The sequence below is a fragment of the Geomonas oryzae genome (genome assembly GCF_004117875.1).
Lineage (GTDB): Bacteria > Desulfobacterota > Desulfuromonadia > Geobacterales > Geobacteraceae > Geomonas > Geomonas oryzae.
Map to the genome: position 1 here is coordinate 158,853 of NZ_RAHW01000002.1, position 26,463 is coordinate 185,315.

Annotated in this window: 26 protein-coding genes and 1 other RNA gene; 16 read left to right on the top strand and 11 right to left on the bottom strand. The window is 61.8% G+C overall.

Features of this window, described 5'->3' with window-relative positions:
* Nucleotides 1-37 precede the first annotated feature (37 nt).
* The 4 genes from D6Z24_RS05435 to D6Z24_RS05450 are packed head-to-tail and all read right to left on the bottom strand — an operon-like array spanning nt 38 to nt 3,845.
* Nucleotides 38-1,105, bottom strand: a complete 1,068-nt coding sequence (locus D6Z24_RS05435) for a sulfate/molybdate ABC transporter ATP-binding protein (RefSeq protein ID WP_129125554.1) — start codon at nt 1,103-1,105, stop codon at nt 38-40.
* A gap of 11 nt (nt 1,106-1,116) precedes the next feature.
* The gene (gene cysW / locus D6Z24_RS05440) at nt 1,117-1,989 is read right to left on the bottom strand and encodes a sulfate ABC transporter permease subunit CysW (protein ID WP_129125555.1); all 873 of its coding nucleotides are present in this window, start codon (nt 1,987-1,989) and stop codon (nt 1,117-1,119) included.
* 1 nt (nt 1,990) lies between these two features.
* Entirely contained in the window at nt 1,991-2,839 is an 849-nt protein-coding gene (gene cysT / locus D6Z24_RS05445) for a sulfate ABC transporter permease subunit CysT (protein WP_129125556.1), read from the bottom strand.
* Between the two features lie 4 nt (nt 2,840-2,843).
* Nucleotides 2,844-3,845: a sulfate ABC transporter substrate-binding protein gene (locus D6Z24_RS05450; protein WP_129125557.1), complete on the bottom strand. Its 1,002-nt coding sequence runs from the start codon at nt 3,843-3,845 to the stop codon at nt 2,844-2,846.
* Nucleotides 3,846-4,306: 461 nt separating this feature from the next.
* On the opposite strand from D6Z24_RS05450, the gene D6Z24_RS05455 reads away from it, so the two are divergent.
* Genes D6Z24_RS05455 through mnmA form a run of 7 tightly spaced genes read left to right on the top strand, consistent with a single transcriptional unit; the run spans nt 4,307 to nt 9,364 of the window.
* Nucleotides 4,307-5,560 (top strand): O-acetylhomoserine aminocarboxypropyltransferase/cysteine synthase family protein, encoded by a 1,254-nt coding sequence (locus tag D6Z24_RS05455; protein WP_129125558.1) that lies wholly within the window; start codon nt 4,307-4,309, stop codon nt 5,558-5,560.
* 48 nt (nt 5,561-5,608) lie between these two features.
* Nucleotides 5,609-5,824 (top strand): sulfur carrier protein ThiS, encoded by a 216-nt coding sequence (gene thiS / locus D6Z24_RS05460; protein WP_129125559.1) that lies wholly within the window; start codon nt 5,609-5,611, stop codon nt 5,822-5,824.
* The gene (locus tag D6Z24_RS05465) at nt 5,821-6,633 is read left to right on the top strand and encodes a HesA/MoeB/ThiF family protein (protein WP_129125560.1); all 813 of its coding nucleotides are present in this window, start codon (nt 5,821-5,823) and stop codon (nt 6,631-6,633) included. The genes thiS and D6Z24_RS05465 overlap by 4 nt, the downstream gene beginning before the upstream one ends.
* 1 nt (nt 6,634) lies before the next feature.
* Nucleotides 6,635-7,036, top strand: a complete 402-nt coding sequence (locus D6Z24_RS05470) for a Mov34/MPN/PAD-1 family protein (RefSeq protein ID WP_129125561.1) — start codon at nt 6,635-6,637, stop codon at nt 7,034-7,036.
* Nucleotides 7,037-7,072: 36 nt separating this feature from the next.
* Entirely contained in the window at nt 7,073-8,017 is a 945-nt protein-coding gene (locus tag D6Z24_RS05475) for a 4Fe-4S dicluster domain-containing protein (protein ID WP_129125562.1), read from the top strand.
* Nucleotides 8,018-8,038: 21 nt separating this feature from the next.
* Nucleotides 8,039-8,263 (top strand): sulfurtransferase TusA family protein, encoded by a 225-nt coding sequence (locus tag D6Z24_RS05480; RefSeq protein WP_129125563.1) that lies wholly within the window; start codon nt 8,039-8,041, stop codon nt 8,261-8,263.
* Between the two features lie 30 nt (nt 8,264-8,293).
* A complete protein-coding gene (gene mnmA, locus D6Z24_RS05485; protein WP_129125564.1) occupies nt 8,294-9,364 on the top strand; it encodes a tRNA 2-thiouridine(34) synthase MnmA in 1,071 nt (356 codons plus the stop codon).
* Nucleotides 9,365-9,367: 3 nt separating this feature from the next.
* Here mnmA and modC read toward each other — a convergent pair whose 3' ends face one another.
* The 4 genes from modC to D6Z24_RS05505 all read right to left on the bottom strand — a co-directional run bounded on the left by modC (nt 9,368) and on the right by D6Z24_RS05505 (nt 14,071).
* Nucleotides 9,368-10,426: a molybdenum ABC transporter ATP-binding protein gene (gene modC / locus D6Z24_RS05490; protein ID WP_129125565.1), complete on the bottom strand. Its 1,059-nt coding sequence runs from the start codon at nt 10,424-10,426 to the stop codon at nt 9,368-9,370.
* Nucleotides 10,426-11,109: a molybdate ABC transporter permease subunit gene (gene modB, locus D6Z24_RS05495; RefSeq protein ID WP_129125566.1), complete on the bottom strand. Its 684-nt coding sequence runs from the start codon at nt 11,107-11,109 to the stop codon at nt 10,426-10,428. The genes modC and modB overlap by 1 nt, the downstream gene beginning before the upstream one ends.
* 445 nt (nt 11,110-11,554) lie before the next feature.
* Nucleotides 11,555-13,204, bottom strand: a complete 1,650-nt coding sequence (locus tag D6Z24_RS21495; protein ID WP_162605077.1) for a methyl-accepting chemotaxis protein — start codon at nt 13,202-13,204, stop codon at nt 11,555-11,557.
* Between the two features lie 84 nt (nt 13,205-13,288).
* On the bottom strand, nt 13,289-14,071 hold the full coding sequence (locus tag D6Z24_RS05505) for a tyrosine-protein phosphatase (protein WP_129125567.1): 783 nt from the start codon (nt 14,069-14,071) through the stop codon (nt 13,289-13,291).
* Nucleotides 14,072-14,229: 158 nt separating this feature from the next.
* Between D6Z24_RS05505 and D6Z24_RS05510 the strand changes: the two genes are divergently transcribed.
* From D6Z24_RS05510 to ssrS, 5 genes are all read left to right on the top strand, one after another.
* Nucleotides 14,230-15,204 carry a 4Fe-4S dicluster domain-containing protein gene (locus tag D6Z24_RS05510; protein WP_129125568.1) on the top strand — a complete coding sequence of 325 codons (975 nt, stop codon included), beginning with the start codon at nt 14,230-14,232 and terminating at the stop codon, nt 15,202-15,204.
* Nucleotides 15,201-16,049 carry an FAD/NAD(P)-binding protein gene (locus tag D6Z24_RS05515; RefSeq protein WP_129125569.1) on the top strand — a complete coding sequence of 283 codons (849 nt, stop codon included), beginning with the start codon at nt 15,201-15,203 and terminating at the stop codon, nt 16,047-16,049. The genes D6Z24_RS05510 and D6Z24_RS05515 overlap by 4 nt, the downstream gene beginning before the upstream one ends.
* Nucleotides 16,046-16,804 (top strand): NADH-quinone oxidoreductase subunit B family protein, encoded by a 759-nt coding sequence (locus D6Z24_RS05520; RefSeq protein ID WP_129125570.1) that lies wholly within the window; start codon nt 16,046-16,048, stop codon nt 16,802-16,804. Before D6Z24_RS05515 ends, D6Z24_RS05520 begins: the two co-directional genes overlap by 4 nt.
* The gene (locus tag D6Z24_RS05525; RefSeq protein ID WP_129125571.1) at nt 16,788-18,059 is read left to right on the top strand and encodes a Ni/Fe hydrogenase subunit alpha; all 1,272 of its coding nucleotides are present in this window, start codon (nt 16,788-16,790) and stop codon (nt 18,057-18,059) included. Before D6Z24_RS05520 ends, D6Z24_RS05525 begins: the two co-directional genes overlap by 17 nt.
* Before the next feature lie 309 nt (nt 18,060-18,368).
* Nucleotides 18,369-18,553: non-coding RNA, 6S RNA (gene ssrS, locus D6Z24_RS05530), on the top strand.
* 495 nt (nt 18,554-19,048) lie between these two features.
* Here the strand turns inward: ssrS and D6Z24_RS05535 are convergent.
* A complete protein-coding gene (locus D6Z24_RS05535; RefSeq protein WP_129125572.1) occupies nt 19,049-19,897 on the bottom strand; it encodes an NAD-dependent epimerase/dehydratase family protein in 849 nt (282 codons plus the stop codon).
* Nucleotides 19,898-20,064: 167 nt separating this feature from the next.
* On the opposite strand from D6Z24_RS05535, the gene D6Z24_RS05540 reads away from it, so the two are divergent.
* From D6Z24_RS05540 to D6Z24_RS05555, 4 genes are all read left to right on the top strand, one after another.
* Nucleotides 20,065-20,628, top strand: coding sequence for a tetratricopeptide repeat protein (locus D6Z24_RS05540; protein WP_129125573.1), 564 nt, complete (start codon nt 20,065-20,067; stop codon nt 20,626-20,628).
* A 16-nt stretch (nt 20,629-20,644) separates the two neighbouring features.
* Nucleotides 20,645-22,075 carry a nicotinate phosphoribosyltransferase gene (locus D6Z24_RS05545; RefSeq protein WP_129125574.1) on the top strand — a complete coding sequence of 477 codons (1,431 nt, stop codon included), beginning with the start codon at nt 20,645-20,647 and terminating at the stop codon, nt 22,073-22,075.
* A 28-nt stretch (nt 22,076-22,103) separates the two neighbouring features.
* On the top strand, nt 22,104-22,736 hold the full coding sequence (locus D6Z24_RS05550; protein WP_129125575.1) for an isochorismatase family protein: 633 nt from the start codon (nt 22,104-22,106) through the stop codon (nt 22,734-22,736).
* 112 nt (nt 22,737-22,848) lie between these two features.
* Nucleotides 22,849-23,916 carry a 3-deoxy-7-phosphoheptulonate synthase gene (locus tag D6Z24_RS05555; RefSeq protein WP_129125576.1) on the top strand — a complete coding sequence of 356 codons (1,068 nt, stop codon included), beginning with the start codon at nt 22,849-22,851 and terminating at the stop codon, nt 23,914-23,916.
* Between the two features lie 215 nt (nt 23,917-24,131).
* Here the strand turns inward: D6Z24_RS05555 and serA are convergent, their stop codons facing one another.
* The gene (gene serA / locus D6Z24_RS05560; protein WP_129125577.1) at nt 24,132-25,730 is read right to left on the bottom strand and encodes a phosphoglycerate dehydrogenase; all 1,599 of its coding nucleotides are present in this window, start codon (nt 25,728-25,730) and stop codon (nt 24,132-24,134) included.
* A 70-nt stretch (nt 25,731-25,800) separates the two neighbouring features.
* Complete coding sequence (locus tag D6Z24_RS05565; RefSeq protein WP_129125578.1) at nt 25,801-26,421, bottom strand: phosphoribosylanthranilate isomerase; 621 nt, start codon at nt 26,419-26,421, stop codon at nt 25,801-25,803.
* Nucleotides 26,422-26,463: the final 42 nt, after the last annotated feature.

The following is a 26,463-nucleotide window of genomic DNA, read 5'->3' on the forward strand; positions in this document are numbered from 1 at the left end:
TCTTGATAGACAGACTGTACTTTGATCCGGGGCGCCGCTATATCTGGTAATCATTGACAAAAAAACGAACGTTGCGCGGGCTGGCGAACACTTGCTCACCCACCTGCAGGGCAAGTACCTCCGCCACATCGCGTGAAAGATCAACCTCGAGCTGCTCACCTCCTGCATGCAGCAGGTCAACCCGCACCAGGGGCCCCACACGCAGTACGCCACGCACCTGGGCCGTGATGTCTTCAATCCCGTTACCGTGCCGTGATATCTCGATATCGTGCGTGCGTACGTATCCGATCGCGGGACCATCGCCGCCGGAAATGGGAACCGAAGTGGGAAGCCGCACCCCGCCGAGCTGTGCCACGCCGTTATCGATTCTGCCGTGGAAGAGGTTGACCTTGCCGAGAAAATCGAAGACGAAGGGGTTCGCCGGGTGGTCGTAGACTTCGCTCGGCGTCCCTTCCTGCACGACCTTGCCCCGGTTCATCACGACGATCCGGTCTGCGACTTCGAGCGCCTCCTCCTGATCGTGGGTCACGAAGACGCTGGTGACATGGATCTCGTCGTGCAGTTGCCGCAGCCAGCGGCGCAGTTCCTGGCGCACCTTCGCGTCCAGGGCTCCGAACGGCTCATCCAGCAGCAGCACACGGGGTTCGACGGCCAGCGCACGCGCAAGGGCGACCCGCTGCCTCTGCCCCCCCGAGAGTTGCGATGGGTACCGGTCCCACAGATGCTCCATCTGGATGAGCTTCAGCAGTTCGAAGACCTTGCTCCTGATCGCCTCCTTGTCGGGCCGGGTCTTTTTCGGCTTCACTGAGAGCCCGAAGGCAACGTTGTCGAAGACGTTCATGTGCCGAAACAGGGCGTAATGCTGGAAGACGAAGCCCACCTTGCGCTGTCGGGCGTCGTGCGGGCTCGCATCCTCCCCGTTCAGAAGGACTCTCCCATCGTCGACGCTCTCCAGTCCGGCGATGATGCGCAATAGGGTCGTCTTGCCCGATCCTGACGGGCCAAGGAGGGCGACCAGTTCCCCGGAGGGTACCGAGAGGCTGACGTCTTCCAGAGCTGCGAATGCGCCGAACCGTTTGCTCACATTTTCTATTTCAATGCTCATCTTTTCTCCTTTCACGCCCCGCCCTTCTGAAACTGGCGCAGCTTCCACTCGGTAAACGTCTTGAGCGCAAGGGAAACCAGCGCCAGCAGGGCAAGCAGCGAGGCCACCGCGAATGCGGCGACGAAATTGTACTCGTTGTAAAGGATCTCCACCTGCAGCGGAACGGTGTTGGTCGCGCCGCGCACGTGCCCGGAGACGACGGAGACGGCACCGAACTCCCCCATCGCACGCGCGTTGCAGAGGATAACCCCGTACAGAAGTCCCCATTTCACGTTTGGCAATGTGACCCGGAAAAAGGTTTGCAGCCCCCCGGCCCCGAGGGTGAGCGCGGCCTCCTCTTCTTCGCGCCCCTGTGCCTCCATCAGCGGGATCAGCTCTCGCGCGACGAACGGGAAGGTGACGAACACGGTGGCGAGCACGATGCCGGGCACGGCGAAGATGATCTTTATGTCGTGCGCCTGGAGCCAAGGGCCCAGCCACCCCTGCAGCCCGAAGACGAGGACGTAGACTAGCCCCGAGACCACCGGAGAGACCGAGAAGGGAAGATCGATCAGGGTCACGAGCAGGCTTTTCCCTGGAAAGGTGAACTTCGCGGTGCACCAGGAGGCGACGATGCCGAAAAAGAGGTTGAACGGCACGCAGAAAACTGCCGTGACGAGGGTTAGCCTCATTGCGGAGAGGGCGTCGGGTTCGATAAGCGCCGCCCGGTACTCCTGCCACCCCTTCGAGAGCGCTTCGGAAAAAAGGGCTCCCAGCGGCATCAGCAGAAATAGAGAGAGAAAGAAAAGGGTGCAGCCAACCAGGAGCAGCCGGACGGCCAGGGGCTCGGCGAGAGCCCCAGCCTTTTGGACGCTAAAGGCGCCTGGATAACGGGATCTGTTCATGTCATTGCTCCGCATAGCGTCGGCTCCATTTCTGAAGCAGGTTCAGCGCCAAAAGCACCATGAAGGAAATCACGAGCATCACCACGGCTACCGCCGTGGCGCCTGCGTAATCGTACTGCTCCAGCTTGGTGATGATCAGCAGCGGCGTGATCTCGGACACCATCGGCATGTTGCCGGCGATGAAGACGATCGAGCCGTATTCGCCCACCGCACGCGCGAAGGCGAGGGTGAAGCCGGTCAGGACCGCCGGAAACATAAGGGGGAATACGACCCTCGAAAAGATCTGCCAGCGGTTTCCGCCGAGGCACGCCGCCGCCTCCTCCACCTCGCGATCGAACTCCTCAAGCACCGGCTGCACGGTGCGCACCACGAAGGGGAGACCGATGAACACCATGGCCAACCAGATGCCCACCGGCGTGAAGGCGACTTTCACGCCAAGCGGTTCCAGCACTTTTCCGAGCCAGCCGTTGGAGGCGAAGATGCCGGCTAGGGTGATGCCCGCGACCGCGGTCGGGAGCGCGAAGGGAAGATCGACGAGTGCGTCGAGCATCCTCCTTCCTGGAAACCGGTAGCGGACCAGGGTCCAAGCGACGATGACGCCGGAAAAGGCGTTGGTCAGGGCCGCGAGCAGCGCGGCGCCGAAGGTGACGCGGTAGGAGGCCAGCACGCGCGGCGCGGCGACGGCGCCCACGAAGTCGTCCCAGGTCAGGGTGGCCGCCTCGAAAAAAAGGGTCGACAAGGGGACGAGCACGACTATGACCAGGCAGAGGAGCGTATACCCCATGGTAGGGGCGAAGCCGGGCAGGGTGCCCCACCCGGCGGTGCCATTTTTCCGCAAGCTTCTTGCCATGACATCACCTGCCCGGCCTGTAGATCTGGTCGAAGGTACCGCCGTCAGCAAAATGGGTCTTCTGGGCCCTGGTCCACCCGCCGAAGGTCTGATCAACCGTCACGAGCTTGAGCTTCGGAAAGAGTTTCGCGTATTTGCCGGCCACCTTCCGGTCCGAGGGACGGTAGTAGTTCCGGGCCGCGATTTCCTGCCCTTCCTGCGAGTAAAGGTATTTCAGATACTCCTGCGCGACGACGCGGGTTCCCTTGCGGTCGACTACCTTGTCCACGAGTGTGACGGGAGGCTCTGCCAGGATGCTGAGCGAAGGCACCACGATTTCAAACCGGTCCCTCCCCAACTCGTTCACGGCCAGAAAGGCCTCGTTCTCCCAAGCGATGAGGACATCCCCCTGCCCGCGCTGAACGAAGGTGGTCGTGGACCCTCTGGCACCGGAATCGAGCACGGGCACGTTGCGGAAGAGCTTTCCGACGAACTCCCGGGCGGAAGCCTCGCTGCCCCCTTTCTGTTTCAGGGCGTAGGCCCATGCGGCAAGGTAATTCCACCGCGCGCCACCGGACGTCTTCGGGTTAGGGGTGATGACGCTTACCCCAGGGCGCACCAGATCGTTCCAGTCCCTGATCTGCTTGGGGTTTCCCTTGCGCACGAGGAAGACGATCGTGGAGCTGTAGGGTGAGCTGTTTTTGGGCAGCCGTTTCTGCCACTCCTTGGGAATGAGCTTGGCCTTGTTGTGGATCTCGTCCACGTCATAGGCAAGGGCGAGCGTGACCACGTCGGCATCAAGGCCGTCGATGACCGCCCTAGCCTGCTTACCCGACCCGCCGTGCGACTGCTTCACGGTCACATCCTGACCAGACTTCTGTTTCCAGTACCGGGTAAAGGCCTTGTTGTACTCCTGGTAAAGCTCTCTGGTCGGATCGTAGGAGACGTTGAGCAGCTCGGTGGCGGCAAACCCCTGTGATACGTGAAAGAGTGTTACGACCAGCAACAGCACGATAATACGATACATTTTTCCCTCCTTTTTTGGCGGGCCGCAGCACCGTATTACGGGGAAAGCGGCTCGCGGTTATCGAAAAGCTACATGACACGGATGAGAGACGGTTGCGGCGCGCCCGAACCCATCTACTCTACCAAACAAGTGGACATAGCCTTAACATTACCCGAATTTATTAGTCAAGTAATTTTATAAAAAACCGTAGAATATTGTTGCGTGAAATACTAAATAAATCGGCTATTAAGTGAATAATAGCAGCTACTTGAGCTCATGACATCGCACAGGATAAAAAATCATCACCAGATATGATTTAGTTGATCAGCAGCTGATTTTAGGCGGAAAACCTTTCCACACTTGCACACGGTAGATACCCGATAAATTTCTTGACAAAATGAGTAACTAAAATTACCCTCGCACAACCCTTGCGCCGAGCGGTGATTACTCGGTGCCATGCAAAAGGAATCGAAGGAGTGACCGTGGGAGTAGTTGACGGCAAATTGAGGCTCGATACGAAGCTGATCCATGGCGGGACAATCAGGGACGCTTCCGGCGCCACCAAGACACCGATCGTCCAGGCCTCAGCCTTCGCCTACGAGACCGCAGAAGAATTGGAAGACGTCTTCAGGGGAAGAGCGGTAGGCCAGGTTTATACGAGAATCGGCAACCCGACCTTCGAGAGCCTGGAAAAGCGACTCGCCGCGGTGGAAGACGGCATAGCGGCCGTCGTCACCTCTTCGGGAATGTCGGCCATCACCACGGCGGTCATGGCCGTTGTGCGCAGCGGAGACGAGATCCTTTCCTCCTCGTCGCTTTTCGGCGGCACCTACTCCCTGTTCCACGACACCCTTGCGAACTACGGCATCACCACCCGTTTTTTCGATCCGGGCGACCTGTGGGCCCTGGAGGCTGGGATCAGCGAGCGGACCAGACTCATCTTCGTGGAGACCATTGGCAACCCGAAGATGGACGTCCCCGATATCGCGGCATTCTCGGCGGTGGCGAAAAAGCACGGCATCCCGCTCATGGTGGATGCGACCGTCTCGACGCCCTACCTAGCGCGCATGCGCGAGTTTGGCGCCGACATCATCGTCCACTCGACCAGCAAGTACATAAACGGCACGGCCAACTCCATCGGAGGGGCCATCGTCGATGCGGGCAGCTTCAACTGGAACAGCGCCCTCTTCCCGCATTTCGAGCCCTTTTTCAAGAAGTATCGCAACTTCGCCTTCACGGCACGGGTGAGGAAGCTGATCCACAAGGACTTCGGGGCCTGCGCGGCACCGCTGAACGCGTTTCTCTCGGGCGAGGGGCTCGAGACGCTGGCCCTCAGGATGGAGCGTCACTGCTCGAACGCCATGAAACTCGCCACCTTCCTGCACGCACACCAGAAGGTCGCCTGGGTTAACTACCCGGGGCTTGCCGACTCGCCGTTCCACAACGTCGCGAGACGCCAGTTCAACGGGCGCTTCGGCGGGCTGCTGACCTTCGGCCTTGCCGACCGGGCCGCCGCCTTCCGGTTCATCAACGGCCTCTCCCTCGCGAAGAACCTCGCCAACATCGGGGACACGAAGACCCTCGTCATTCACCCGGCCTCCACCATCTGCGCCGATTACACGCCCGAGGTGAAGGCGCTCATGGGCGTCTCCGAGGAGCTGATACGGGTATCGGTCGGAATCGAGGCGCCGGAGGACATCCAGGACGACTTCGCCGCCGCTTTGGAACAGGTTTAACGCTGTTTTTTGCCTTATTTCTATGCTATCAAACGAGGAGCGCATCTAATGAACCTTATGGTCAACGGCAAGCCTGCCAGCATCACCGAAACAGAACCCGTCTCCATCACCTACCTGCTCGAGGCGCTGCAGGTGGAACAGCGCGAGTACGTCACCGTGGAACTGAACGGCGACATCTTAGACCGCGCGCAGTTCGACGGGACGAAGGTGCAGAACGGCGATACCGTAGAGTTTCTTTATTTCATGGGTGGAGGTAGACCGTGAAGCTCACCGAAGAGCAGATCAACCGCTATTCGCGTCACATCCTTCTTAAAGAGGTCGGCGGCAAGGGACAAATGAAGCTGATGAACGGCAAGGTGCTCGTGATCGGCGCCGGCGGCCTCGGCTCCCCGATCGCGCTGTATCTCGCCGCAGCGGGCGTCGGGACCATCGGCGTCGCCGACGCCGACCAGGTCGACCTCTCCAACCTGCAGCGCCAGATCATCCACGGCACCCCGGACGTCGGCAAGGCGAAGGTCCTTTCGGCCAAGGAGAAGATGCTCGCCATCAACCCGGAAGCTAACGTGGTCACCTACGAGACATGGGTGAACGCGGACAACATCCTCTCCATGATCGAGGATTACGACTTCGTCATCGACGGCACCGACAACTTCGCGGCAAAGTTCCTCATCAACGACGCCTGCGTGCTCGCCGGCAAGCCCTACTCGCACGGCGGCATCCTGCAGTTCGACGGGCAGACCTTCACGGTGGCACCGGGTGAGTCCCCCTGCTACCGCTGCGTCTTCCCGGAGCCTCCCCCCAAGGACGTCATCCCCACCTGCTCCAGGGCGGGCGTCATCGGCGTCCTCCCCGGCATCATCGGAACCCTGCAGGCGACCGAGGCGATCAAGTACCTCCTCGGGATCGGGGAACTTCTGCACGGAAGGCTCCTCACCTACAACGCCCTGCGCATGCGTTTTCGTGAGGTTCCCATCCGCAGGAGCCCGAAATGCCCGATCTGCGGCGAGCACCCGACCATCACCGAGGTGAAGGACGAACTCGACGCCATGACCGTCTGCGACCTGGGGCACTAGCATGCTGGAGATCCCCAGGGAGATACTGGAGGCGACCTTCGCCCAGGCGCAGGAGGGTTTCCCCCTCGAGGTGTGCGGCATGATGGGCGGGGTGGGACACCGAGTCACCACGCGCTACCCCATGACCAACACCGACGCGAGCAACGAACACTTCACCATGGACCCGAAGGAGCAGTTCGCCGTGGTCAAGGCGATGCGCGCCGCGGGCGAGGAGATGCTGGTCATCTACCACTCGCACCCCGAGTCGCCGGCCCGCCCCTCCCAGGAGGACATCCGGCTCGCCCTCACCCCGAACGTCCACCACCTGATCGTCTCCCTGGAAAGACCGGGCGAGCCGGTGGCGAAGGCGTTCCGAATCACCGCCGGGGTCGTTGAGCCCGTGCAACTTACCATCGCAGGGTAGCCCCCCCTACCCTTTGCTATCGAACAGGAGAGCGTTTTGGCAGAACAGAAGATAGATCTGAGGAACCTGAAGGCCGGCGGCTTCATCAAGGAGCGCGGCAAGGATTTGTTCACGGTGCGCCTGCGCGTCCCGGGCGGGAGGCTTTCCGTGGACCGCCTGGCGAAGATCGCGGAAGTTGCGCAGAAGTACGGCAAGGGGTACGTGCACCTGTCGGTGCGCCAGTCCATCGAGCTCATCAACGTGAACTTCGCCGATTTCGACGCGGTGGTCGCGGAACTGGGCGAAGAGCAGCAGAAGGTCGCATCCTGCGGCGCCCGGGTGCGCGTTCCGACCGCCTGCGGCGGCTGCGAGTACAACCCCAACGGCCTCATCGACACCCAGAAATCGGCCCTCGAGGTGGACGAGAAGCTCTTCGGCACCGCCACCGGCCATCACAAGTTCAAGGTATGTTTCGCCGGTTGCCCCTTCGACTGTCCCAAGTCGTCCATCAACGACGTCGGCTTCCAGGGTGCCGTCTGGCCCAGCCTCGACGCTGACGCCTGCATCGGTTGCGGGCTGTGCGCGAAATCGTGCACCGAGGGTGCCCTCGCCATGGCGGACGGCAAACCGGTATTCGACGCACAAAAATGCATCTACTGCGGCGACTGCATCAAGGTCTGCCCCACCGGCGCCTGGAGCGCGGCGAAAAAAGGGTACACGGTCCGCATCGGCGGAAAGTGGGGACGCCGCCCCCTGGTGGGAACGCTTTACGCCACCTTCCTTCCGGAGGAGCGTGCCGTAGACTTCATCGCCGCCGTCCTCGCCTGGTACCAGGAGAAGGCGGAAGGAGCCGGCCGCGTGCGTCTTGGCGACATCATCATCCGCGAGGGTTGTCAGTCGCTTCTCGACCACCTGCGCCGCGACTTCGCGGGTTTCGTCGTCGCCGAAACCGTCCCCCCGCAGGTAATCGTCAACCAGATACCGCTTCCGGGCCAGGCCTGAAGCACCGGTAAAGGAATCAGCATGCAAACCATCGATTTAAGGGGTGTAACCTGCCCGACCAACTTCGTCATGGCAAAGCTCGAGCTCGAGGATATCGAGGCGGGCACCACCGTCGAGTTTCTGCTCGACGACGGGGAACCGGTCAAGAACGTGCCGCGAAGCCTGAAGGACGAGGGGCACAAGCTGCTCGGCCTGAAGGAGCAGGACGGTTACTACACGCTTCTCCTGGAAAAGGGTGCGGATTAAGAGGCAGGCGCTTCAGCGGGAATGAAAGAGATGTCAGAAAGAAAAAGAGTACTTGTGGCAATGAGCGGCGGCGTCGATTCCTCGGTGACCGCCGCGCTTTTGAAGGAACAGGGTTACGACGTGATCGGGGTGTCGCTGCAGCTCTACGATCGTCCAGAGAACACCCCCTCCGGCGGCAAGACCTGCTGCTCGCTCACCGACGTCATGGACGCGGCCCGGGTGGCGAAGCGCATAGGCATCCCCTTCCAGGTCATCGACATGCGCGGGCGCTTCAAGGAGCTGGTGATCGACGACTTCGTCGCCGAGTACGCGGCCGGGCGCACCCCGAACCCCTGCGCACGCTGCAACGAAAGGATCAAGTTCGGCCTGCTCCTCGAGACGGCCGACGCCCTGAACGCCGAACTCCTCGCCACCGGGCACTACGCGCGCATCGAACAGGACGAGGCGGGCATATTCCAGCTCCGCAAGGGGGACGATCCCCGAAAGGATCAGACCTACTTCCTGTTCGCCATGAACCAGCAGCAGCTCTCGCGGACCATCTTCCCGGTCGGTCGACTGGAAAAGCCCGAGGTGCGCGCCATAGCCGCCCGCTTCAATCTTCCGGTGGCCGGCAAGCAGGAAAGCCAGGAGATCTGCTTCATCCCGGACAACGACTACGTCCGCTTCCTGGAGGAAGCAGGCGTCACCCTGCCCGCAGGCGAGATCACGGACCGGGAAGGCAAGAGGCTCGGCGGCCACGACGGCATCCACCGGTACACGGTGGGGCAGCGGCGCGGGCTCGGCATCGCCTGGAAAGAGCCCCTCTACGTGACCGCACTCGATGCCGAAAACGCGCGGGTCGTGGTGGGCCCGAAAGAGGAGCTTTTGCGCACCTCGCTTGTCGCCGACCAGCTCACCTGGACCTCCACACCCATCTCAGGGGTCTTCAACGGCACCTGCAGCATCCGCTACCGGCAGCAGCCGGTCCCTTGCCGCGCCGAACTGCAGGCGGACGGCAGGCTCAGCATCGAGTTCGACACCCCGCAGTCCGGCGTCACCCCGGGACAGGCCGCGGTCCTCTACGACGGCGACCGGGTGGTAGGCGGCGGGTGGATACGCTGACCTTCAGCTGAGACGCCTGAAAGAGGCGGCCTTGATCACCGCATAAACCTCGTTGCGCGCCTGAATGGCCAGATCGTCCGCGGCCTGGACCACCACCTCGGCGATCAGGGTCTCGTGGCCGCAGCGCAGCTCCACCCCCACCTTGTTCCCGGACGGGAAGGTGTCCACCACGGTGCATTTCAGAAGGTTCCTGGCGCTCACCGCCTCCGGGTGGCGCGTGAACAGGATGATGTCGCGCGAGGAGAGCTCGAAGACCGCCATCGGCTCCTCGTCCCCTGCCGAGACGAAGAGCTCCTCCAGCCCCCACCGGTACACGTACAGCCCACCCATCTTGCGCAGCTTCTCCAGCTGCAGCACGTTGATGTAACCCACCTGGCTCCCCCCCATCCGCTCTCGAGCGAGCTCTTCCGGCGACGTCTGCGCCAGCACACGGCCGCCCGCCATGGAGATGACCCGGTCCGTCATGAGCCTGATCTCGAGGAGCGAGTGCGAGATGAAAAGGTAAGGAATCCCGAACCTTTCACCGGCACGTTTCAGGTAATGGATGATCGGCAGCTTGAGGCCGTCGTCGAGCGCGGAGAGGGGCTCGTCCATGAGCAGGAGGCGCGGATTGGCCAGGATGGCGCGACCGAGCGCCACGCGCTGACGCTCCCCTCCCGAGAGGCGGTTCACGCCGCGCCCCAGGAGTTCCCCGAGCTGGAGCACCGACACCAGGGTGGCGAAATCGACGCTGCGCCGCCCTGCCCGGCTCCTTTTGTACCCGTACCTCAAGTTCGCCTCGACGCTCAGATGCGGGAACAGGCAGGCATCCTGGAAGACGAGCGAGATGCAGCGCCGCTGCGGCGGTACGTTGATCCCCCTCTTGCTGCTGAAGAGGCACTCCCCGTCCAGCCATATCTCTCCCTCCTCGGGCCTCTCGAGTCCTGCGATCAGCCTGACCAGGGTGGACTTGCCGCTTCCTGAGGCGCCGAAGATGCCGACCTGGCTACCGGAGGCAGTGCAGTCGAGGTCGAGGTTGAAGGGACCTCCGAAACTCTTGCGCAGGTTGAGACTCAGCTCCATCAGGTCCTCCTTGCCAGGCGCTTGACGAGCGCCTCGTGGCCGCTAAGCACGAAAACGGAAATGCCTACGGCGACGGCGCACAAAGAAAGGGCGGCCCGCTCACCGCCCGGCGATGATGCGTAATCGTAGATGGCGAGCGGAATCGTCTGGGTGCTGCCCGGCATGTTCCCGGCGACGATGATGGTTGCGCCGAATTCACCGAGGCTTCTCGCGAACATGAGGGACGCGCCGGAGACGACACCGGAGACGGACAAGGGGAGGATCACGGACAGAAGCGTGTCGACGGGCCCGGCTCCCAGGGTGCGCGATGCCTGCACCAGCCTGCCGTCGATCCCCTCCATGGCGATCCTGATCGATCTGACCAGAAGCGGAAAGCCGACGATGGCCGACGCCAAAACGGCAGCCTTCCAGTTGAAGATGAGACGCACGCCGAACAGATCGAGCAGAGGTGCAAGCCAGCCGTTTCTGCCCAGGGAGACCAGCAGCAGGTACCCCATGACGACGGGAGGCAGCGTAAGCGGAAGGTTGACCAGCACCTCGAGCAGCACCTTGGCCCGGAAGCGGAAGAAGGTCATCAGGTAGGCGTAGAGAAAGCCCAGTGGGAGACTGATCAGGGTCGCCGTAAGGGCTACCTTGAGGGAGAGGATGATGGCGTCGCAATCGGCACTGCTCAGAAGGGGCATGGCTCACCTCGCTGTGATGGCCATCTTCTAGCAGGTTCCGTTCCAGATGCAGTAAACGCTGAAACGCCCTTGTTTTCAGGCATCATCGCGCTGCGGAATGAGCGTCCGGGCCTACGCCGCGGGCGTTTGCTGAAATTTAAAGCAGCAGGATGACGTCGAATGCGCATTGCAGTGCGAAAAGATGCGGCCCCCCCGAGAGACGGATAGATGCCCGCGAAGCGATTTCCTGAGCTCGCGCTCCCCTAATCTGCGAAGGGAGGGCATTAACCGGCCACGGCAAATCCCCCCTATCCCCCCCCTTCGCAAAGGGGGGGAACTCAGGGCTCATCCAGCGCTTCGTGGGAGGTGAATCCGTAGCGCCAAGGAGAGTCTTTAGAAGATCCAAAGAGAAGGGGGCGGCTTCATGTGAGGCCGCCCCCTTTCCTGCTGTAAAATGTCGGTCGGCTCAGCCGGCGAGCGTGAACCGGCTCACGATGCGTTCGAGATCCTTGACGCATCCGGTGAGCTGGGAGGCCTGCCCCGCGCACTGGTTCGCCCCATCGGCGGTCCCCTGCACCAGGTCGGTGATCTGCCTTATGTTGCCGCTGATCATCCCGGTGGTCGAGGTCTGCTCCTCGGCAGCCTGGGCGATCTGTACCACTTCTCCCGCGACGGCGTTCACCTGCTCCAGGATCTCTTTGAGCGCCGTGCTCGATTTGGTCGCCTCGGCGGTGCCGTTTTCGACCTCGTGCACCCCTTCCTCCATGGCGGAAACGACCTCCTTGGTATCGGACTGGATCGCCTTGATCATGTCGGCAATTTCCCTCGTCGCCCTGGTGGTCCGCTCGGCAAGGGCCCTCACCTCGTCGGCGACGACGGCGAAGCCACGCCCCTGCTCGCCGGCACGGGCCGCCTCGATGGCCGCGTTCAGGGCGAGAAGGTTGGTCTGGTCCGCGATGTCCTCGATGGTCCCGATGATGAGCCCGATCTGGTCGCTGCGTTCTCCGAGCTGTTCGACGGTCGTGGAAAGCCCTTTTACCCGCTCGGCGATGCGCTGCATCACGGTGATGGTGTTGCCTACCACCGACACGCCCGTTTCAGCTATGTCGCTCGTGGTGCGCGAATTGTCCGCTGCGTGTTGGCAGGTCCTCGATATCTCCTGGGACGTTGCCGCCATCTCTTCGCTGGCGGTGGCGATGGTGACGGTCTCGGTAGCGACGACCCCGGCGTTGCCCGCTATCTGCCCGGAGGCGACCGAGAGCTGATCCGCAGCGCTGACGAGGGTGGTCGAGGTGGCGTTTATCTGGTGCATCACCTCGGCGAAGCGCTCGACCATCGCCTTCATGGTCTCCATCATCGTCCTGACGCTCCCCCTCCCCTCTACGGCAACCTGCACGGAAAGATCCCCCCCGGCGATACGCTCGAGGACCGTGGTGCAGGCGGAAAAAGACCCCTGGATGCTCCTGATGATGAAGAGGCTCAGGAGCACGCAGCCGAGGGTGACCGCGATGCACAGGACGATGAGCACGGCAAGCGAGCGCGACAGCTCGCTGACCGTCGTTTTTTCCAGGGCGCTCCCCTTGCTGTTGGCGATTTGCACCAGCTTGTCGATGATCGAGCGGTGCTCCTCGTACAGGCCGGTGAGTCTGTTCAAAACTTCGCCGGCCTTTGAGGCATCGCCCGAGGCGACTGCGGGGAAGAATTCATCCGTCGCGGTGCGGTAAAACTGCTCCGCAGGCCGATAGGAGGACTCAACGAGCAGGGTCTTCTCCTCGCCCGCGGCAAGCTCCTTGCCCCAGAAGGCGTGGCGCTCTTCGTATTCACCCTTAAGCTCCTTGAAGGATTCCTGCAGTTTTTGCAGCTTGGCGGGATCGGTCTCACGGGAGGCCTGCAGTACGACGAGGTAGGACTCGATGATGTACTCGGGAGGGGGAAGGATGTCGGCAACGAGATCCTTCCCCTGGACGATCTGGGCGTAAACAGGGCCGTTAACCTTTACCCTGTTTATGATGGAATGCGCCGTGATGGAAACCAGGATCAGTCCTGCGATAGAGACTGCCGCCATGGTGACGATCAGTTGCAGAATACTGAACCTTGATATCTTGGACTTGCTCATCGTTACCTCTCAGAGGGGTTCGTTCACTCCGTCAACCGTTATCGGCTTCCCTCTGGAGGTGCTTGAGGCAAAAATGCGCTGCTTTTACGATGACTGCAGTTGGATCCCTTTCAGAAACGCCAAGGCGGCCTCCTCGCCGACCTCGGCCGTTATGGCCTCCCTCCCTTTTTGCAGCATCTCGGCGAGCCCCTCGGGACGGTGCGCATCGCTGCCGATGCAGGCATAGAGACCGTGACGCAGAAACAGCAGGGCACGCTCCCGGACCTCGTTCCCGTAACGCCCGGCGAAGCTGCCGAGGTTGCCCTGAAACACGCACCCCGCGCGCTTCATCTCCATGATCGTCGAGTCGTCCGACAGTTCGGGCGTCTTCTGCCACCCCATGACCGAGCATAGCGCTCCATGCAGGCCGTGCTCCCGCACCTGCGGATCGAAGGCGCGGCACCGCTCCGGATGCGCGATCAAGGGTTCGAGACCGAGCCGGAAGAATCTCTCCACCATGGGGTGCAGCAGTTCGGGGCCGTCCCGAAAGGGGACCTCCACCAGCATCCTCCTCTCCTCCGGCCTCGCGTGGACCGATTCGAGCAGCAACTCAGGCAGAAACTCGTCGAGATAGTGTTCGCATCCCGGCAAGAGTCGAAGAGGGATGCCGGCGTCGTTTATATGCCCCTGCAGCACGGTCACCGCGCTGGCAACGCGGGAGGGATTATTCTCAAAGCAACCGCGGATCATGTGCGGGGTGCAGACTACGGTACCGAACCCGAACTCACTGAGGATCTTTGCGATGGCAATGGACTCTTCGAGATCGGTCGCACCGTCGTCAACGGCAGGCACTATATGGCAGTGATAGTCAGTGAAATCTTTCTCCATATAGTTTCTGTAGCACCTATGCCGGTCGAAGTCAAAAATCGCCGGTAAAAAATACCGTTTCTCCTTGGAACCTGAACCTGAAACGCTCGCCGTCGCAGTATGGCACTTGCCTTTGCCTTCTCCGCCGATAAAATTGAGCCTTGTGCAAGGGGGTAAAAATGGAGAAGTCCTTCCTCGAAGCGACACGGCTAAACGGTTTCCTTGAGAAGCTACGGCTGTTCGGCGCATTGCACGGTCCGACCGTGACCGACGCCGGAGTCACCACCTTCGCCCCCGTTACCGACCCCGCACAACTCTTAACGGATTACCGCAGGACCCAGATCCCCCCCAAGAAATACCTGCTCCCTTTCAGGGAACAACTCCTGAGCTACCGGGACGGGCGCTACGCCGAGCCCGCCGAAGCCCCCCCCGCCATCGTCCTTTTCGCCCTTCATCCCTGCGACCTGGCCGGGATCGCCTACCTGGACCGCGTCTTCCTCGGCGACAACACCGATCCGGGGTATGCGGCGCGCAGGGCGCGGCTCACCCTGGTCGGCATCTCATGCGAGCCTGACGACTTCTGCTTCTGTTCTGCTCCTGATGCCGCGGCAAACTGCGACGCATTCCTCGCGACGACCAAGAACGGATACCTCTTCTCAGCGCTTACCGCGCGGGGAGAGGAAATCGCCGCGGCGGCAGCTGATCTGCTCAGCGCATCCGACGTGTCTCAGCCGGCGGCAGCGCTGCAGTCGGGAACGGGCGTCGCCCCCCAGGACCCGGAACTGCGCTTCTCGGACAACCCGCTCTGGCAGAAGTTTGCCGACACCTGCGTCTCATGCGGTGCCTGTTCGGTCTGCTGCCCCACCTGTTACTGTTTCGACGTGCGTGAATACCCCGCTCTGGACGGCGGGGGCGTGCGCATCAGGGAGTGGGACAATTGCCTCTTCGCAACGCACGGAGAGGTGGCGGGCGCGAACTTCCGCCCCACGCGCCTCGACCGCCTGCGCTACCGTTTCCTGCACAAATACTGCGGCTTCACGCCGCTGCAGGGGATCACCTCGTGCGTGGGCTGCGGGCGCTGCAAGGCCGTTTGTCCCGTCGGCATCGACCTGCGCGAGCTCTTTTGTGCGGCAGGCGGGGAGATGTCGTCATGAGCGAAAGGGTGAGAGACATGCACCTGCCGTTCACCGCGCGTCTTTTGGAGCGGACCGAACTCACCGAGGATACCGCCCTCTTCCGCATCGCCCCCGAGGAGGCGGCCCTCCCGCAGCTGTCCCGTTTCGTCCCCGGTCAGTTCGTTCAGATCTCCGTTCCCGGCGCCGGAGAAGTCCCGATCTCGCCCGCCGATCTCCCGGGAGGTGACGGAACGCTTGAACTGTGCGTGCGCCGCGTGGGGCACGTGACCGAGCTGTTGCACCAACAGCTCCCGGGTGCACCGCTCGGCATCCGCGGCCCTTTCGGCAACGGATTTCCTCTTAAGGAAATGGCCGGGCATCCCGTCCTCCTGCTCGCCGGCGGGCTCGGCATCGCTCCGCTGCGCTCCCTTCTCATGCATCTTCTCAGGCACCGCGACCGTTTCGGCGAGATAACCCTGATGTACGGAGCCCGCCAGCCGAGGGTCATGCTGTTTCGCGAGGAGCTGGCTGCGCTCGCCGCCCGCGGGGAGATGCGGCTGTACCTCACCGTCGATTTCGCACCGGAGACGAACGGCATCCAGTCCTGCGCGGTCGGGCTGCTGCCGGATCTCCTGAAGGGGTTCCGCTTCGACGCCGCCGCGACCTACGCCGCGGTGTGCGGTCCCCCTCCCCTTTACCGCTGCCTCATCGCCGATCTCGAACAGGCGGGGGTGGCGTCGGGACGCATCATGCTGAGCCTCGAACGCAGGATGCGCTGCGGCGTGGGGCGCTGTTGCCACTGCGGCATCGGGCAGAAACTTTGCTGCGTGGACGGCCCGGTCTTTCGGGCAGGCGAACTGAAAGCGATACCGGAGGCGCTGTGAAACCTGTAAGGCTCGCCATAGCCGGACTCACCGCCTGCTCCGGCTGCCAGCTCACCCTGCTCAACTGCGAGGACGAACTCGCGGATGTGCTGCGGCGCTTCGAGCTCGTTTATTTCCCGATGGCGCAAAGCGGCGGCCGCAAGGAAGGACCGTTCGACGCCGCCCTCGTCGAGGGTGCCGTTTCCACTCCGGCAGATCTCGACATGCTCTTCAGCCTGAGAAACGCGAGCCGCCTGCTCGTGGCGTACGGAACCTGCGCCGCTTTCGGCGGCGTTGCTGCCATGAACAACGGCCAGTCAACGAGGGAGGAATTGCTCCGGACCGTGTACGGTGGGCAGGGGAGCCTGCCTGAGAGCTTTGCACCGGCGCCCTTCGGCAACTTCGTGAGCGTTGACTGGACCATACGCGGCTGCCCTCCCGAGAAGGATGAGGTCGTGGAACTGCTGGCGGCACTCCTTGCGGGGACCCTCCCGCCGGTTAGGTCCTACCCGGTCTGCACCGAGTGCCGCAGCAGGGAAAACCTCTGCCTCCTTTTGGAAAAAGGGGAGTTGTGCCTTGGGCCGGTCATACAGGGGGGGTGCAACGCGCGCTGCCCGGCAACGGGCATCGCCTGCGAGGGTTGCCGCGGCCCGGTGCGGGAAGCGAACGTGGCACAGGAGCTGGAATTGCTCCTCGAGCGCGGTTTCGGTCGCGACGAGATCGAACGCAGGATGAACAGGTTCAAGCCGGGGTGGGACTATGGGCAGCGTCGTTGAGATAAACCCGTTGACGAGACTCGAAGGGCACGGCAGCGTCAAGGTCTACCTTGATGGTGCCCGCGTCGAACGGGTGGAGCTGCACCTGAGCGAGTCCCCTCGCCTCTTCGAGGCCCTCCTGGTCGGGAAGAGCTATGCCGAGGTCCCCGACATCGTCTGCCGCATCTGCTCACTCTGCTCGACGGTGCACAAGGTCACGGCGCTGCTCGCCGTCGAGGACGCTCTCGGCATCGAGGTCTCCGAGCGGACCTCGCTCACCAGGGAACTCATGCTGAACGGCGCCACGGTCCAGGACCATGCGCTGCACCTGTATTTCCTGGTGCTCCCCGACCTGCTGGGCGTTCAGGGCGTCGCAGAGCTTGCGGGCACGGCGCCGGAACTTGTCAAGCAGGGACTCGCCGTCAAAAAGGTCGGGAGCCTCATCCAGGAGACGGTCGGGGGGCGCCTGATCCATCCGGTGAACATCCGCCTTGGCGGGCTGGGACGCGCGATCCCGAAGCATGAACTTACGCAACTAAGAGACGAGCTGCGCCTCGCGCTTCCCGCCTGCAGGGAGGTCTGCCGACTCTTCAGCACCCCGTTTCCCTTCCCGAGACTCCCGGAGCCCGCCTTTCTCGCCCTCGAGCCGTCCTCGGCTCCGCTCGCCTCGCGGCGCTTGCGCCTCGGTGGTGACCGCTCCTTCGCCGTAAGGGAATATCGGGAACATGTAGAGGAAACGCTCCTTCCGCACTCCAACGCAAAACTTTCCAAGGTGATGGGGGTGGATGCGACCGTGGGAGCCCTGGCCCGCCTGCATCACGGACCCGCCTTGAGCGAAGGCGCGCGTGAGATCTTCAAGGCACACAGGCATGAACTGATCGGGAAGGACATACGCGGCAACAACCTCGCCCAGGCCATCGAACTCTGCGACGCTGCCGAGCGCGCCCTGGAACTCGTCGAGCGTCTATTGGAACTGGGAGCCGCCCCCGAAGCCGGCATCGCTGCGGCGCCGCACGGCGGCACGGGAACCGCGGCGTGCGAAGCGCCGCGCGGGGTGCTCATTCACAGCTATTCATTCGACGACGCTGGCATTTGCACGCAAGCCGACGTGATCACCCCGACCGCCCTGAACCAGGCGGCGATGGGGCGGGACCTGCTGGCGCTGGCACGCGGCATGGAGGGCGAAGAAACGGCGCGCATGACCGCCGCGCTCGAACGGCTGATCCGCTGTTACGATCCGTGTATCTCGTGTTCGGTCCACACTTTCCCACTGTAACTTAGGGACCCGGTGCTGACTCGGGGCGCGGTCAGGAAGCAACTTTTGTTGCACCCTGACACGGAACATGACATCCAGGTGAAGGGCAACTGTCATACCAACAAGCAATAAAACTGGTCAGACAGGTCCCCGGAGCCGCTATGTCGCGGGGGAAAAGACGGCGAAATAACTGCCGCTTTAAGGGACAGGCATAACACAAAAAAATGCAGTTTTTCAGCCATTTGCATCAGATGAAATTAATTTCATCTCCATGTTGACACTCTCTGGAGCGTTGCTACAATACCATCAAGCTTTCGCATGAGAGTGCGAGCCGCTCTGGAATACTCGTAGCGCATCCATTTGGGTCCCTGACTACCTTTTCATCACACTGTCTCTGGTTTCAGACGTGGTGTGCAAGCCCTCATAGGCAGAGGGAAGCCTGAAGCGTCTCACCGGGGAATGTTGCGACAGAGGTCAGTAATCCAAGTCTTCCCGCACGGTGTTCCGGAGCAACCAAATTGGCGTTACTGGGAACAACGCTGAAAGCGACTTATCTCATCCGCCAGGCGGTTCGCCGCTTGAAAAAGGGGTGCCAAACGGAAAACTGCTGCGCGGCGGCACCGACCACGCAGCAACGACCGCGACGCTTCACCGACGGATTGGAAGAAAGTGTTCCGCTTTAACGCCAATGTACGAAAAGGCCCATGGACATCCATGGGCCTTCTTTATTAAGTCCTTATAAATCAAAGATATGCGTCACACCCCGCTACAACGCCTCATAAATATAAGTAGTTATATTATCAGGGCAAATGTCGCTACCGATATTCCACAAAACCTGTGGAAAACTCTGTGGGAAAACCTGGCCTGAAGTTTAGAAAGTGGCGTTACCGTCGCTAATGATAGCATTTTGCCTCTTTTTTAGGCACCACTTTTCCACGTCCACACGGCACAAAAACGGCCGCGACTGGTGAGCCGCGGCGGTCCTTACCATGCACCGCAAGCCTGTACGTTCACCCCTTGAGCCCCTCCTCCAGATTCGGGTAAAGCAGGGTGATGCCGAGTTCCCTCAGCATCTTGGCGTTATCGACGATGCGCCCTTCGGAGAAATAGGAGATCATGAGCGGCGTCATCACCTTGCGCGCCTCTTCCATGGTGACCTGCCTGGGCCTTTGCAGTCCAAGCTTGTCGGCGGCGGCGTTGAAGTAGGAGGTCATCGTGCTGGGGGCCCCGTCGCTTACGTTGTAGATCGCGCCATCCGGCCCCCTGTCGAGGGCGGCAAGGCAGATGCGCGAGAGATCGTCGGCATGGATCCTGTTGCTGGGAAGCGCCTCCTCCTCGCGCAAGACCGGCTGGCCCGTGGTAAGCTGCGACACCGGCAGGCGGTCCGGCGCGTAGATCCCCGTTACACGTAGCACGACCACCGGAACGCCGTGCTCCGAGCCCCATTGTTGAACTATGCGCTCCGCGTGCAGCCGTCTCTTGCCGCGCGCGGTCTGCGGCACCGCCTCGGTTTCCTCGGTGACCACCTCGCTGCCGTGGTCCCCGTAGACGCCGCTCGTACTTATATAGACGATCTTCTCCGGCTCGTTGCCGGCGCCGATAACGGCAAGGAAGTTACGCATCCTGGTGTCCTCGATCCCTCCGCCCGGCGGAGGAGCCAGGTAGATGACGCCGGCACCGCGGGTAGGAAGCACCGCCAGCGTTTGCGGCTCATCCAGGTTCCCGGCGCAGTGCGTTACCCCCTCCAGCGGAGGAACCTCTCCCCTGTTGAAGGTGCAGACCTTCATACCCCGCTCCAGCGCGAGAGAAGCGACCCTGCGCCCGATGGCGCCGCAGCCGATGACAAGCAGATGTTCCATACGATCCCCTTTCCGAATTATTCCCCGCCACGACAAGTCCCGCGGCGCTTCCTTTATCTACCAAATGGCGCCGGGTATGTCAGCAAAAACCTGGACAGCGCCGGGGCCGCCCCTTTTTGTAAATATTTTCTAACATGCTATCTTTGTGCTTTCCGCGGAGGTTCGCTATGAAGCACCGCAAGGGCACATACCTCGCACTGCTCATCGTCACCGGCTTTGCCACCGGCGCCCTTGCCCCAATGGATGAACCGCTCAGGATCGGTTTTGAGGAGTATTTCGAAGCGGACGACTGGTTCGAGGCAGGGGTGGAGCTGAACGGCGACGGGAATTATCCGGAGGCGGCCGAGGCGTTCAGCAGAAGCATCGCTCTTGAGCCGCGCAACGCGCTGTCCTGGTTGAACCTGGGCACCGCCCAGGCGCTCGCCGGTGATTACCCGCACGCCATAGACTCGCTCAGGAAGTCGGTGGAGCTCGATCCTTATCTCGCCCTTGCCATATCCAACCTCGGCGAAGTCTATTTCAGGGTGGACCGCTACGGGGAAGCGGCGACCGCTTACAAGGATCTCCTCTCTCTCTGGCCCGGTAATGCAAACGCACTTTACAAGCTGGGACTGTCACATCTCATGCTGAACGATGCCGGCAAGGCACAGGCGGAGTACCTATTACTGAAAATCATCGACCCGGAACTGGCAGAAAAGCTGCATCGTGCGATAATTCAGGGTGCCAAATGACTGAAAGGGAGGCGCCATGCGTTACTCGCCGCTGATTACCGACCTTTATGAGCTAACCATGCTCGCAGGCTACCATGAGCAGGGGATGCACGAACGTCCCGCCGTTTTCGACCTCTTTTTCCGTCACAACCCGTTCAAGGGTGGATACGCCGTCTTTGCCGGTTTGGAGCAGGCGCTTTCCTACCTGGAAGAGCTCTCCTTCAGCGAGGAGGAGCTCGCCTACTTAGAGAGCCTGAAACTCTTCCGCCCGTCGTTTCTCGCATACCTCGCCGGATTCAGTTTCCAAGGAAAGGTCACCGCACCCGCGGAAGGGACCGTGGTGTTCGGCACCGAGCCGCTTGTCACCATCGAGGGAGGACTCGCCGAGGCCCAGTTCGTGGAAACGGCACTTTTGAACATCATCAACTTCCAGACCCTCGTCGCCACAAAGGCCGCGCGCATCAAACAGGCCGCCGGGGACGCCACCGTCCTCGAATTCGGCCTCAGGCGGGCCCAGGGTCCGGACGGCGGTTTGTCGGAGGCCCGGGCCGCTTACGTAGGCGGGGTGTGCAGCACGAGTAACGTCCTGGCCGGCATGCGCTACGGCATCCCGGTGAGGGGCACCCACGCCCACAGCTGGATCATGGCTTTTCCTGACGAACTGACCGCATTCCGCAGCTACGCGGACAATTTCCCCGACAGCTGCATCCTCCTCATCGACACCTACGACACACTCGGAAGCGGGCTTCCCAACGCCCTCGCCGTCGCCCGGGAACTGCGGGAGCGCGGCCATGAATTGGTCGGCGTGCGCATCGATTCGGGAGACTTGGCCTATCTCTCGCGCCAGGTCAGAAGCGCCTTCGACGCAGCCGGCTTTCCCGGTGTTAAGATCGTAGCCTCCAACGAACTGGACGAGTTCGTCATCGAATCGATCAGAAGCGAAGGGGGGCAGGTGGATATCTACGGCGTCGGGACCCGGCTCGCCACCTGCGCGGGCGAAGGGGGAGGCGCCCTCGGCGGAGTCTACAAGCTCGTGAAGATAGACGGCGAGGCGAAGCTTAAGATAACGAGCGACCTGGCTAAGGCGACCCTGCCGGACCGCAAGCGGGTGCTGCGCGCCGTGGCCCCCGACGGCTCCTTCATCCAGGATGTCATCGCCCTGCATGACGAGGAGGTCCTCCCGGGGGCACAGGTCTTCGATCCGGCCAACCCGATCCAGCACAAGCGGATACCGCAAGAAGCACGACTGGTAGAGTTACGGAGCACGGTGATGGAGCACGGCAAAAGGTGCGCCCCTTCCCCTACCCTGCAAAGCTGTGCCGAGCTATCCAGCCGCGAACTAAGACGGCTGCCCGAGGGTTGTCTGCGCCTCGTCAACCCGCACTTGTACAAGGTCTCCATCAGCGCGGGTGTCAACACGCTTCGTCTTAAATTGATGTCCCAGATCCAGAGCAGGTACGGCGGGTAACCGCTCAACGCCTGCAAAGGAGGTCTCGATGAAAAGGAGAGCCGCCCTTCTTGTCGTAGATGTTCAGGTTGATTTCTGCCCCGGCGGAGCGTTGGCCGTTCCGGAAGGCGACCAGGTCCTGGCGCCGCTCAACCGCTACCTCGATCTCTTCAGCGAGGCGAGTACCCCCATATTCGCCTCCCGGGACTGGCACCCGCCGACCAGCAAGCATTTCCGGGAAAACGGAGGAATCTGGCCGCCGCACTGCGTCCAGGGAACCGCCGGAGCTGCCTTTCACCCCCGCCTGAGGTTCCCGGAAGGAACCATAGTCGTCTCGAAGGGGATGGCCGACTGGGACGACGGCTACTCCGCAATGGGTGGCGTTACGGGAAACGGGACCCGGCTCACCATGCTGTTGCAGCGCATGGCCTTGGACCGCCTCTACGTCGGCGGCCTCGCCACCGATTACTGCGTCAAGGAAACGGTCATGGAGGCACTAAAGGAAGGCTTTGCCGTCACGCTCCTAACCGACGCGATACGCGGCGTGGACGTTGAGCCGGGCGATTCCCATCGCGCTGCCAAGGCGATGCTGGAGGCGGGTGCCGAGGAGGCGTCCTTCGACTCGGTGCGCCTCGCGCTCACCGCGGACCGAAACGGCGCGGATCACGCCGGACGCGGCTGAACAAAAATATGCTCAGGGCAAAATTCCAACGCCCCCGGGCATTTTTTTTTGACAGCGGATTGGAAACGCGCTAGATTACGCCACATTAAAAACTGCTAGCGCGGAGTCCACGATGATTAAGACCAACAACCTGAAGATCAAAAGCATCACCCCGATCATTGCACCGACCGACTTGCGGCAGGTCTTTCCGATCTCCGAGCAGTCGGGCAACTGCGTAACCGAGAGTCGCGCAGCCATCGCCAAGATACTGCGGGGCGAGGACAAGAGGCTCATGGTTGTGGTCGGCCCCTGCTCCATCCACGATCCCAAGGGGGCGCTGGAGTACGCGGAGAAGCTCGCCGCCCTCTCGAAGGAAGTATCGGAGGAGCTCCTCCTCATCATGCGCGTCTACTTCGAGAAGCCGCGCACCACGGTCGGGTGGAAAGGGCTCATCAACGACCCGGGCATGGACGGCACGCATCTCATCTCCAAGGGATTGGGCATCGCGAGGGGCCTTCTCTGCAAGGTGACCGAGATGGGGCTTCCGGTAGCGACCGAGATGCTCGATCCCATCACCCCCGAGTACCTGGCCGACCTCCTTTCCTGGGGCGCCATCGGCGCGCGGACCACGGAATCGCAGACGCACCGCGAGATGGCGAGCGGGCTTTCCTTCCCGATCGGTTTCAAAAACGGCACCGACGGAAACCTTCAGATCGCCATCGACGCCATGAAGGCTGCGCTCCATTCGCACAGCTTCCTCGGCATCAACCGCGACGGGCTCTCCTCGATCATCCAGACCACCGGCAACCCCGACGTCCACATGGTGCTCAGGGGCGGCAACAAGAAGCCGAACTACTACCCCGAAGACATCGCGAAAAGCGAGGAGATGCTCAAGAAGGCGGGCCTCACCCCGACCCTCATGGTGGACTGCAGCCACGGCAACTCGGAGAAGAAGTACGAGCGCCAGCCCGAGGTGCTTAGAGCCGTCGTCGACCAGATCGTCGCAGGCAACCGTTCCATCTCCGGCGTGATGATCGAGAGCTACCTCAAAGACGGCAACCAGGCGCTGCCGAAGAACCTGGCCGAACTCGAATACGGCGTATCCATCACCGACAGCTGCATCTGCTGGGATACCACCGAAAAGGCCCTGCGCGAAGCGCACCAAAGGCTGAAGGCCTGCGGCGGGAGGAAGGTGGCATAAACCGAGTCACCCCCGGAACACAGAGGTCTCGGAGGTCCACAGAGGACACAGAGGTGTAAAACAGGCAAATAATTATTTGCGACTTTCAAATCCTCTGTGACCGCTTTGGCTTATCCTCTGTGACCTCTGTGATCCGGGTTTTAAAAAACTGACCGATAAAAAAAGCCCCCCGAGCTGACGCCGGGGGGCTTTTTCGTTCTGCTGTCATCGCAACGCTACTTCGCGGTGACGAGGTAGAGCGGTTTCACGAAGTTGGCTTCGGTCGCCTCCCTCACCTCTTCCACGACCTCGGTGGGGACTGCGGAGTCGAGGGAGAGGATGACCATCGCCTCCCCTTTCTTCTCGCGGCGCCCGAGGTTCATGGCGGCGATGTTGATCTCGTGCTTGCCGAGGATGGTGCCGATCTTGCCGATGATGCCCGGGCGGTCGCCGTAGGCCAGAAGCAGCATGTGCTCTTCCGGGCGGAAATCCATCTGGTAGTCGCGCAGCTTCACGATGCGCGGCACCCCTTCGAACACGGTACCAGAGATCAGGCGTTTCTCGCCGGAGCCCTCGATGGTAACGGTGATCATGTTGGAGAAGTCATCGGAGTGGGTGCTCTTCACTTCTTCGACCACGATCCCCATGTTGTCGGCGACGAGCTGGGCGTTAACCATGTTCACTTCCTGCTCGACCCTGCGGTTCAAGAGGGAAGCGAGGCCGCAGACGGTGATCGGGGTGCAGTCGTACTGAGCGAGGCCGCCGGTGTAAGTGAAGGTGATCTTGTTCAGGTTGGTGTCGACCAGCTGGATGATGAAGTCGGCCAGCACGTTCACGAGGTTCAGGTACGGACGCATCTGCCCCATGAGGGAGGCGTCGAACTTCGGGATGTTGATGGCGTTCTCGATCGGCTGCTCGTCCATGTAACGCAGGATTTCCTTGGCCACGTCCACGGCTACGTTGACCTGCGCCTCGAAGGTGTTGGCGCCGAGGTGCGGGGTGACGACCATCTTTTCGTGACCGATGAGCTTCTTGAGGACCTCGCTGTCGGGCGGCTCCTGGCTCCATACGTCGAAGGCTGCACCGGCTACGCGGCCGGAATCGAGTGCTTCCAGCATCGCCTCTTCGTTGATGATCCCGCCGCGGGCGGCGTTGATGATGATCACGCCGTCCTTCATGGCGGCCAGTTCCTTTTTGCCGATCATGTTGTGCGTCTCGCTGGTGAGCGGGGTGTGCACGGTGATGATGTCGCAGTTCTTGATGATTTCGTCCAGGGTCACCAGCTTCACGCCGAGGTCATGGGCGCGCTTCTCGGCGATATACGGGTCGCAGGCGAGAACCTCGCACTCGAACGCTTTCAGACGGGTGGCGACGCGGCCGCCGACCTTGCCGAGGCCGATGACGCCTGCGGTCCGGCCTTTGAGCTCATAGCCGGTGAAGGGAGCGCGTTTCCAGGCGCCACCCTTGAGGGAGCCGTTCGCCTTGGTGACATTGCGGCAGAAGGAAAGAAGCAGCGCCATGGCGTGTTCGGCCGCGCTGTTGGTGTTGCCGAAGGGTGCGTTGACTACGATGACGCCTTTGGCGGAGGCATAGTCCACGTCGACGTTGTCGACGCCTACGCCGGCGCGGGCGACGAGCTTCAGGTTGGTCGCTGCGTCGAGCAGGGGCTTGTCAACGGTGGTGCCGCTTCTGGTGATGATAACGTCGTAATCACCAATGATCGAGTAAAGCTCTTCTTTCTTCAGTCCCAGCTTGATGTCCATCTGCACGCGCGGGTCACGCTGCAAAATTGCCAGTCCTTCCTGAGCCACCTCATCGGTTACGATAATCTTCATTGCCACTCCTTTGCTTTGGGTTAGAAACCGTTCTACTTTCTACGTTCTACCTTCTACGTTTAAGTCTGCTTCAGATCGGGTGCGGATGTTTTGCCAGCTGGATGAAGCGCCGCACCTTGTCGGGGTCCTTCTTTCCAGGGGCAGCCTCGACGCCGCTTGAGACGTCTACCGCGTACGGTCGCACCTGTGTCACGGCGGCGGAGATGTTGTCGGGGGTGAGCCCTCCGGCAAGCACGATGGGGCCGTGCTCTTTGGCGGCTATGGCGCATTCCCAGTCGAACACTTCGCCCGTCCCCCCGTAGGCGTTGGGCGAGTACGCGTCCAGCAGGTAGGCGGCCACGTGGAATTCCGGCAGCGGGACGAGGCTCTCGGGTCCGCGGACGCGAAAGGCCTTCATGACGCGGCGCCTGACCAGACGGCAGAACTCGGGGCTCTCCTCGCCGTGCAGCTGGATGATATCGAGACCGCAGTGATCGGCGGTCCGGTTCACCACGTCCGGATCGGCGTTGACGAATAGTCCCACGACCTGCACAAGCGGAGGGAGCTTGGCGATGATCCCGGCCGCAACATCCGGGGTGACGTGACGGGGAGACTTCTCGAAGAAGACGAAACCCAGGGCGTCGGCTCCGGCATCAACCGCAAGGAGAGCATCGTCCACCGATGTTATGCCACAGATCTTGACCTTTGTCATGGGCGTATACCCTTAGAATTGTTCAATTTGCTGCCGACGGCC

Excerpts from the sequence above, each read along its gene's own strand:
- D6Z24_RS05565 (WP_129125578.1), bottom strand. The coding sequence starts at position 26,421 with ATGACAAAGGTCAAGATCTGTGGCATAACATCGGTGGACGATGCTCTC.
- D6Z24_RS05515 (WP_129125569.1), top strand. The coding sequence starts at position 15,201 with ATGAGCGAAAGGGTGAGAGACATGCACCTGCCGTTCACCGCGCGTCTT.
- D6Z24_RS05480 (WP_129125563.1), top strand. The coding sequence starts at position 8,039 with ATGCAAACCATCGATTTAAGGGGTGTAACCTGCCCGACCAACTTCGTC.
- modB (WP_129125566.1), bottom strand. The coding sequence starts at position 11,109 with ATGCCCCTTCTGAGCAGTGCCGATTGCGACGCCATCATCCTCTCCCTC.
- D6Z24_RS05550 (WP_129125575.1), top strand. The coding sequence starts at position 22,104 with ATGAAAAGGAGAGCCGCCCTTCTTGTCGTAGATGTTCAGGTTGATTTC.
- cysT (WP_129125556.1), bottom strand. The coding sequence starts at position 2,839 with ATGGCAAGAAGCTTGCGGAAAAATGGCACCGCCGGGTGGGGCACCCTG.
- serA (WP_129125577.1), bottom strand. The coding sequence starts at position 25,730 with ATGAAGATTATCGTAACCGATGAGGTGGCTCAGGAAGGACTGGCAATT.
- D6Z24_RS05435 (WP_129125554.1), bottom strand. The coding sequence starts at position 1,105 with ATGAGCATTGAAATAGAAAATGTGAGCAAACGGTTCGGCGCATTCGCA.
- thiS (WP_129125559.1), top strand. The coding sequence starts at position 5,609 with ATGAACCTTATGGTCAACGGCAAGCCTGCCAGCATCACCGAAACAGAA.
- D6Z24_RS05540 (WP_129125573.1), top strand. The coding sequence starts at position 20,065 with ATGAAGCACCGCAAGGGCACATACCTCGCACTGCTCATCGTCACCGGC.
- modC (WP_129125565.1), bottom strand. The coding sequence starts at position 10,426 with ATGGAGCTGAGTCTCAACCTGCGCAAGAGTTTCGGAGGTCCCTTCAAC.
- D6Z24_RS05450 (WP_129125557.1), bottom strand. The coding sequence starts at position 3,845 with ATGTATCGTATTATCGTGCTGTTGCTGGTCGTAACACTCTTTCACGTA.
- D6Z24_RS05555 (WP_129125576.1), top strand. The coding sequence starts at position 22,849 with ATGATTAAGACCAACAACCTGAAGATCAAAAGCATCACCCCGATCATT.
- D6Z24_RS05510 (WP_129125568.1), top strand. The coding sequence starts at position 14,230 with ATGGAGAAGTCCTTCCTCGAAGCGACACGGCTAAACGGTTTCCTTGAG.
- cysW (WP_129125555.1), bottom strand. The coding sequence starts at position 1,989 with ATGAACAGATCCCGTTATCCAGGCGCCTTTAGCGTCCAAAAGGCTGGG.
- D6Z24_RS05525 (WP_129125571.1), top strand. The coding sequence starts at position 16,788 with ATGGGCAGCGTCGTTGAGATAAACCCGTTGACGAGACTCGAAGGGCAC.
- D6Z24_RS05470 (WP_129125561.1), top strand. The coding sequence starts at position 6,635 with ATGCTGGAGATCCCCAGGGAGATACTGGAGGCGACCTTCGCCCAGGCG.
- mnmA (WP_129125564.1), top strand. The coding sequence starts at position 8,294 with ATGTCAGAAAGAAAAAGAGTACTTGTGGCAATGAGCGGCGGCGTCGAT.
- D6Z24_RS05545 (WP_129125574.1), top strand. The coding sequence starts at position 20,645 with ATGCGTTACTCGCCGCTGATTACCGACCTTTATGAGCTAACCATGCTC.
- D6Z24_RS05535 (WP_129125572.1), bottom strand. The coding sequence starts at position 19,897 with ATGGAACATCTGCTTGTCATCGGCTGCGGCGCCATCGGGCGCAGGGTC.
- D6Z24_RS21495 (WP_162605077.1), bottom strand. The coding sequence starts at position 13,204 with ATGAGCAAGTCCAAGATATCAAGGTTCAGTATTCTGCAACTGATCGTC.
- D6Z24_RS05505 (WP_129125567.1), bottom strand. The coding sequence starts at position 14,071 with ATGGAGAAAGATTTCACTGACTATCACTGCCATATAGTGCCTGCCGTT.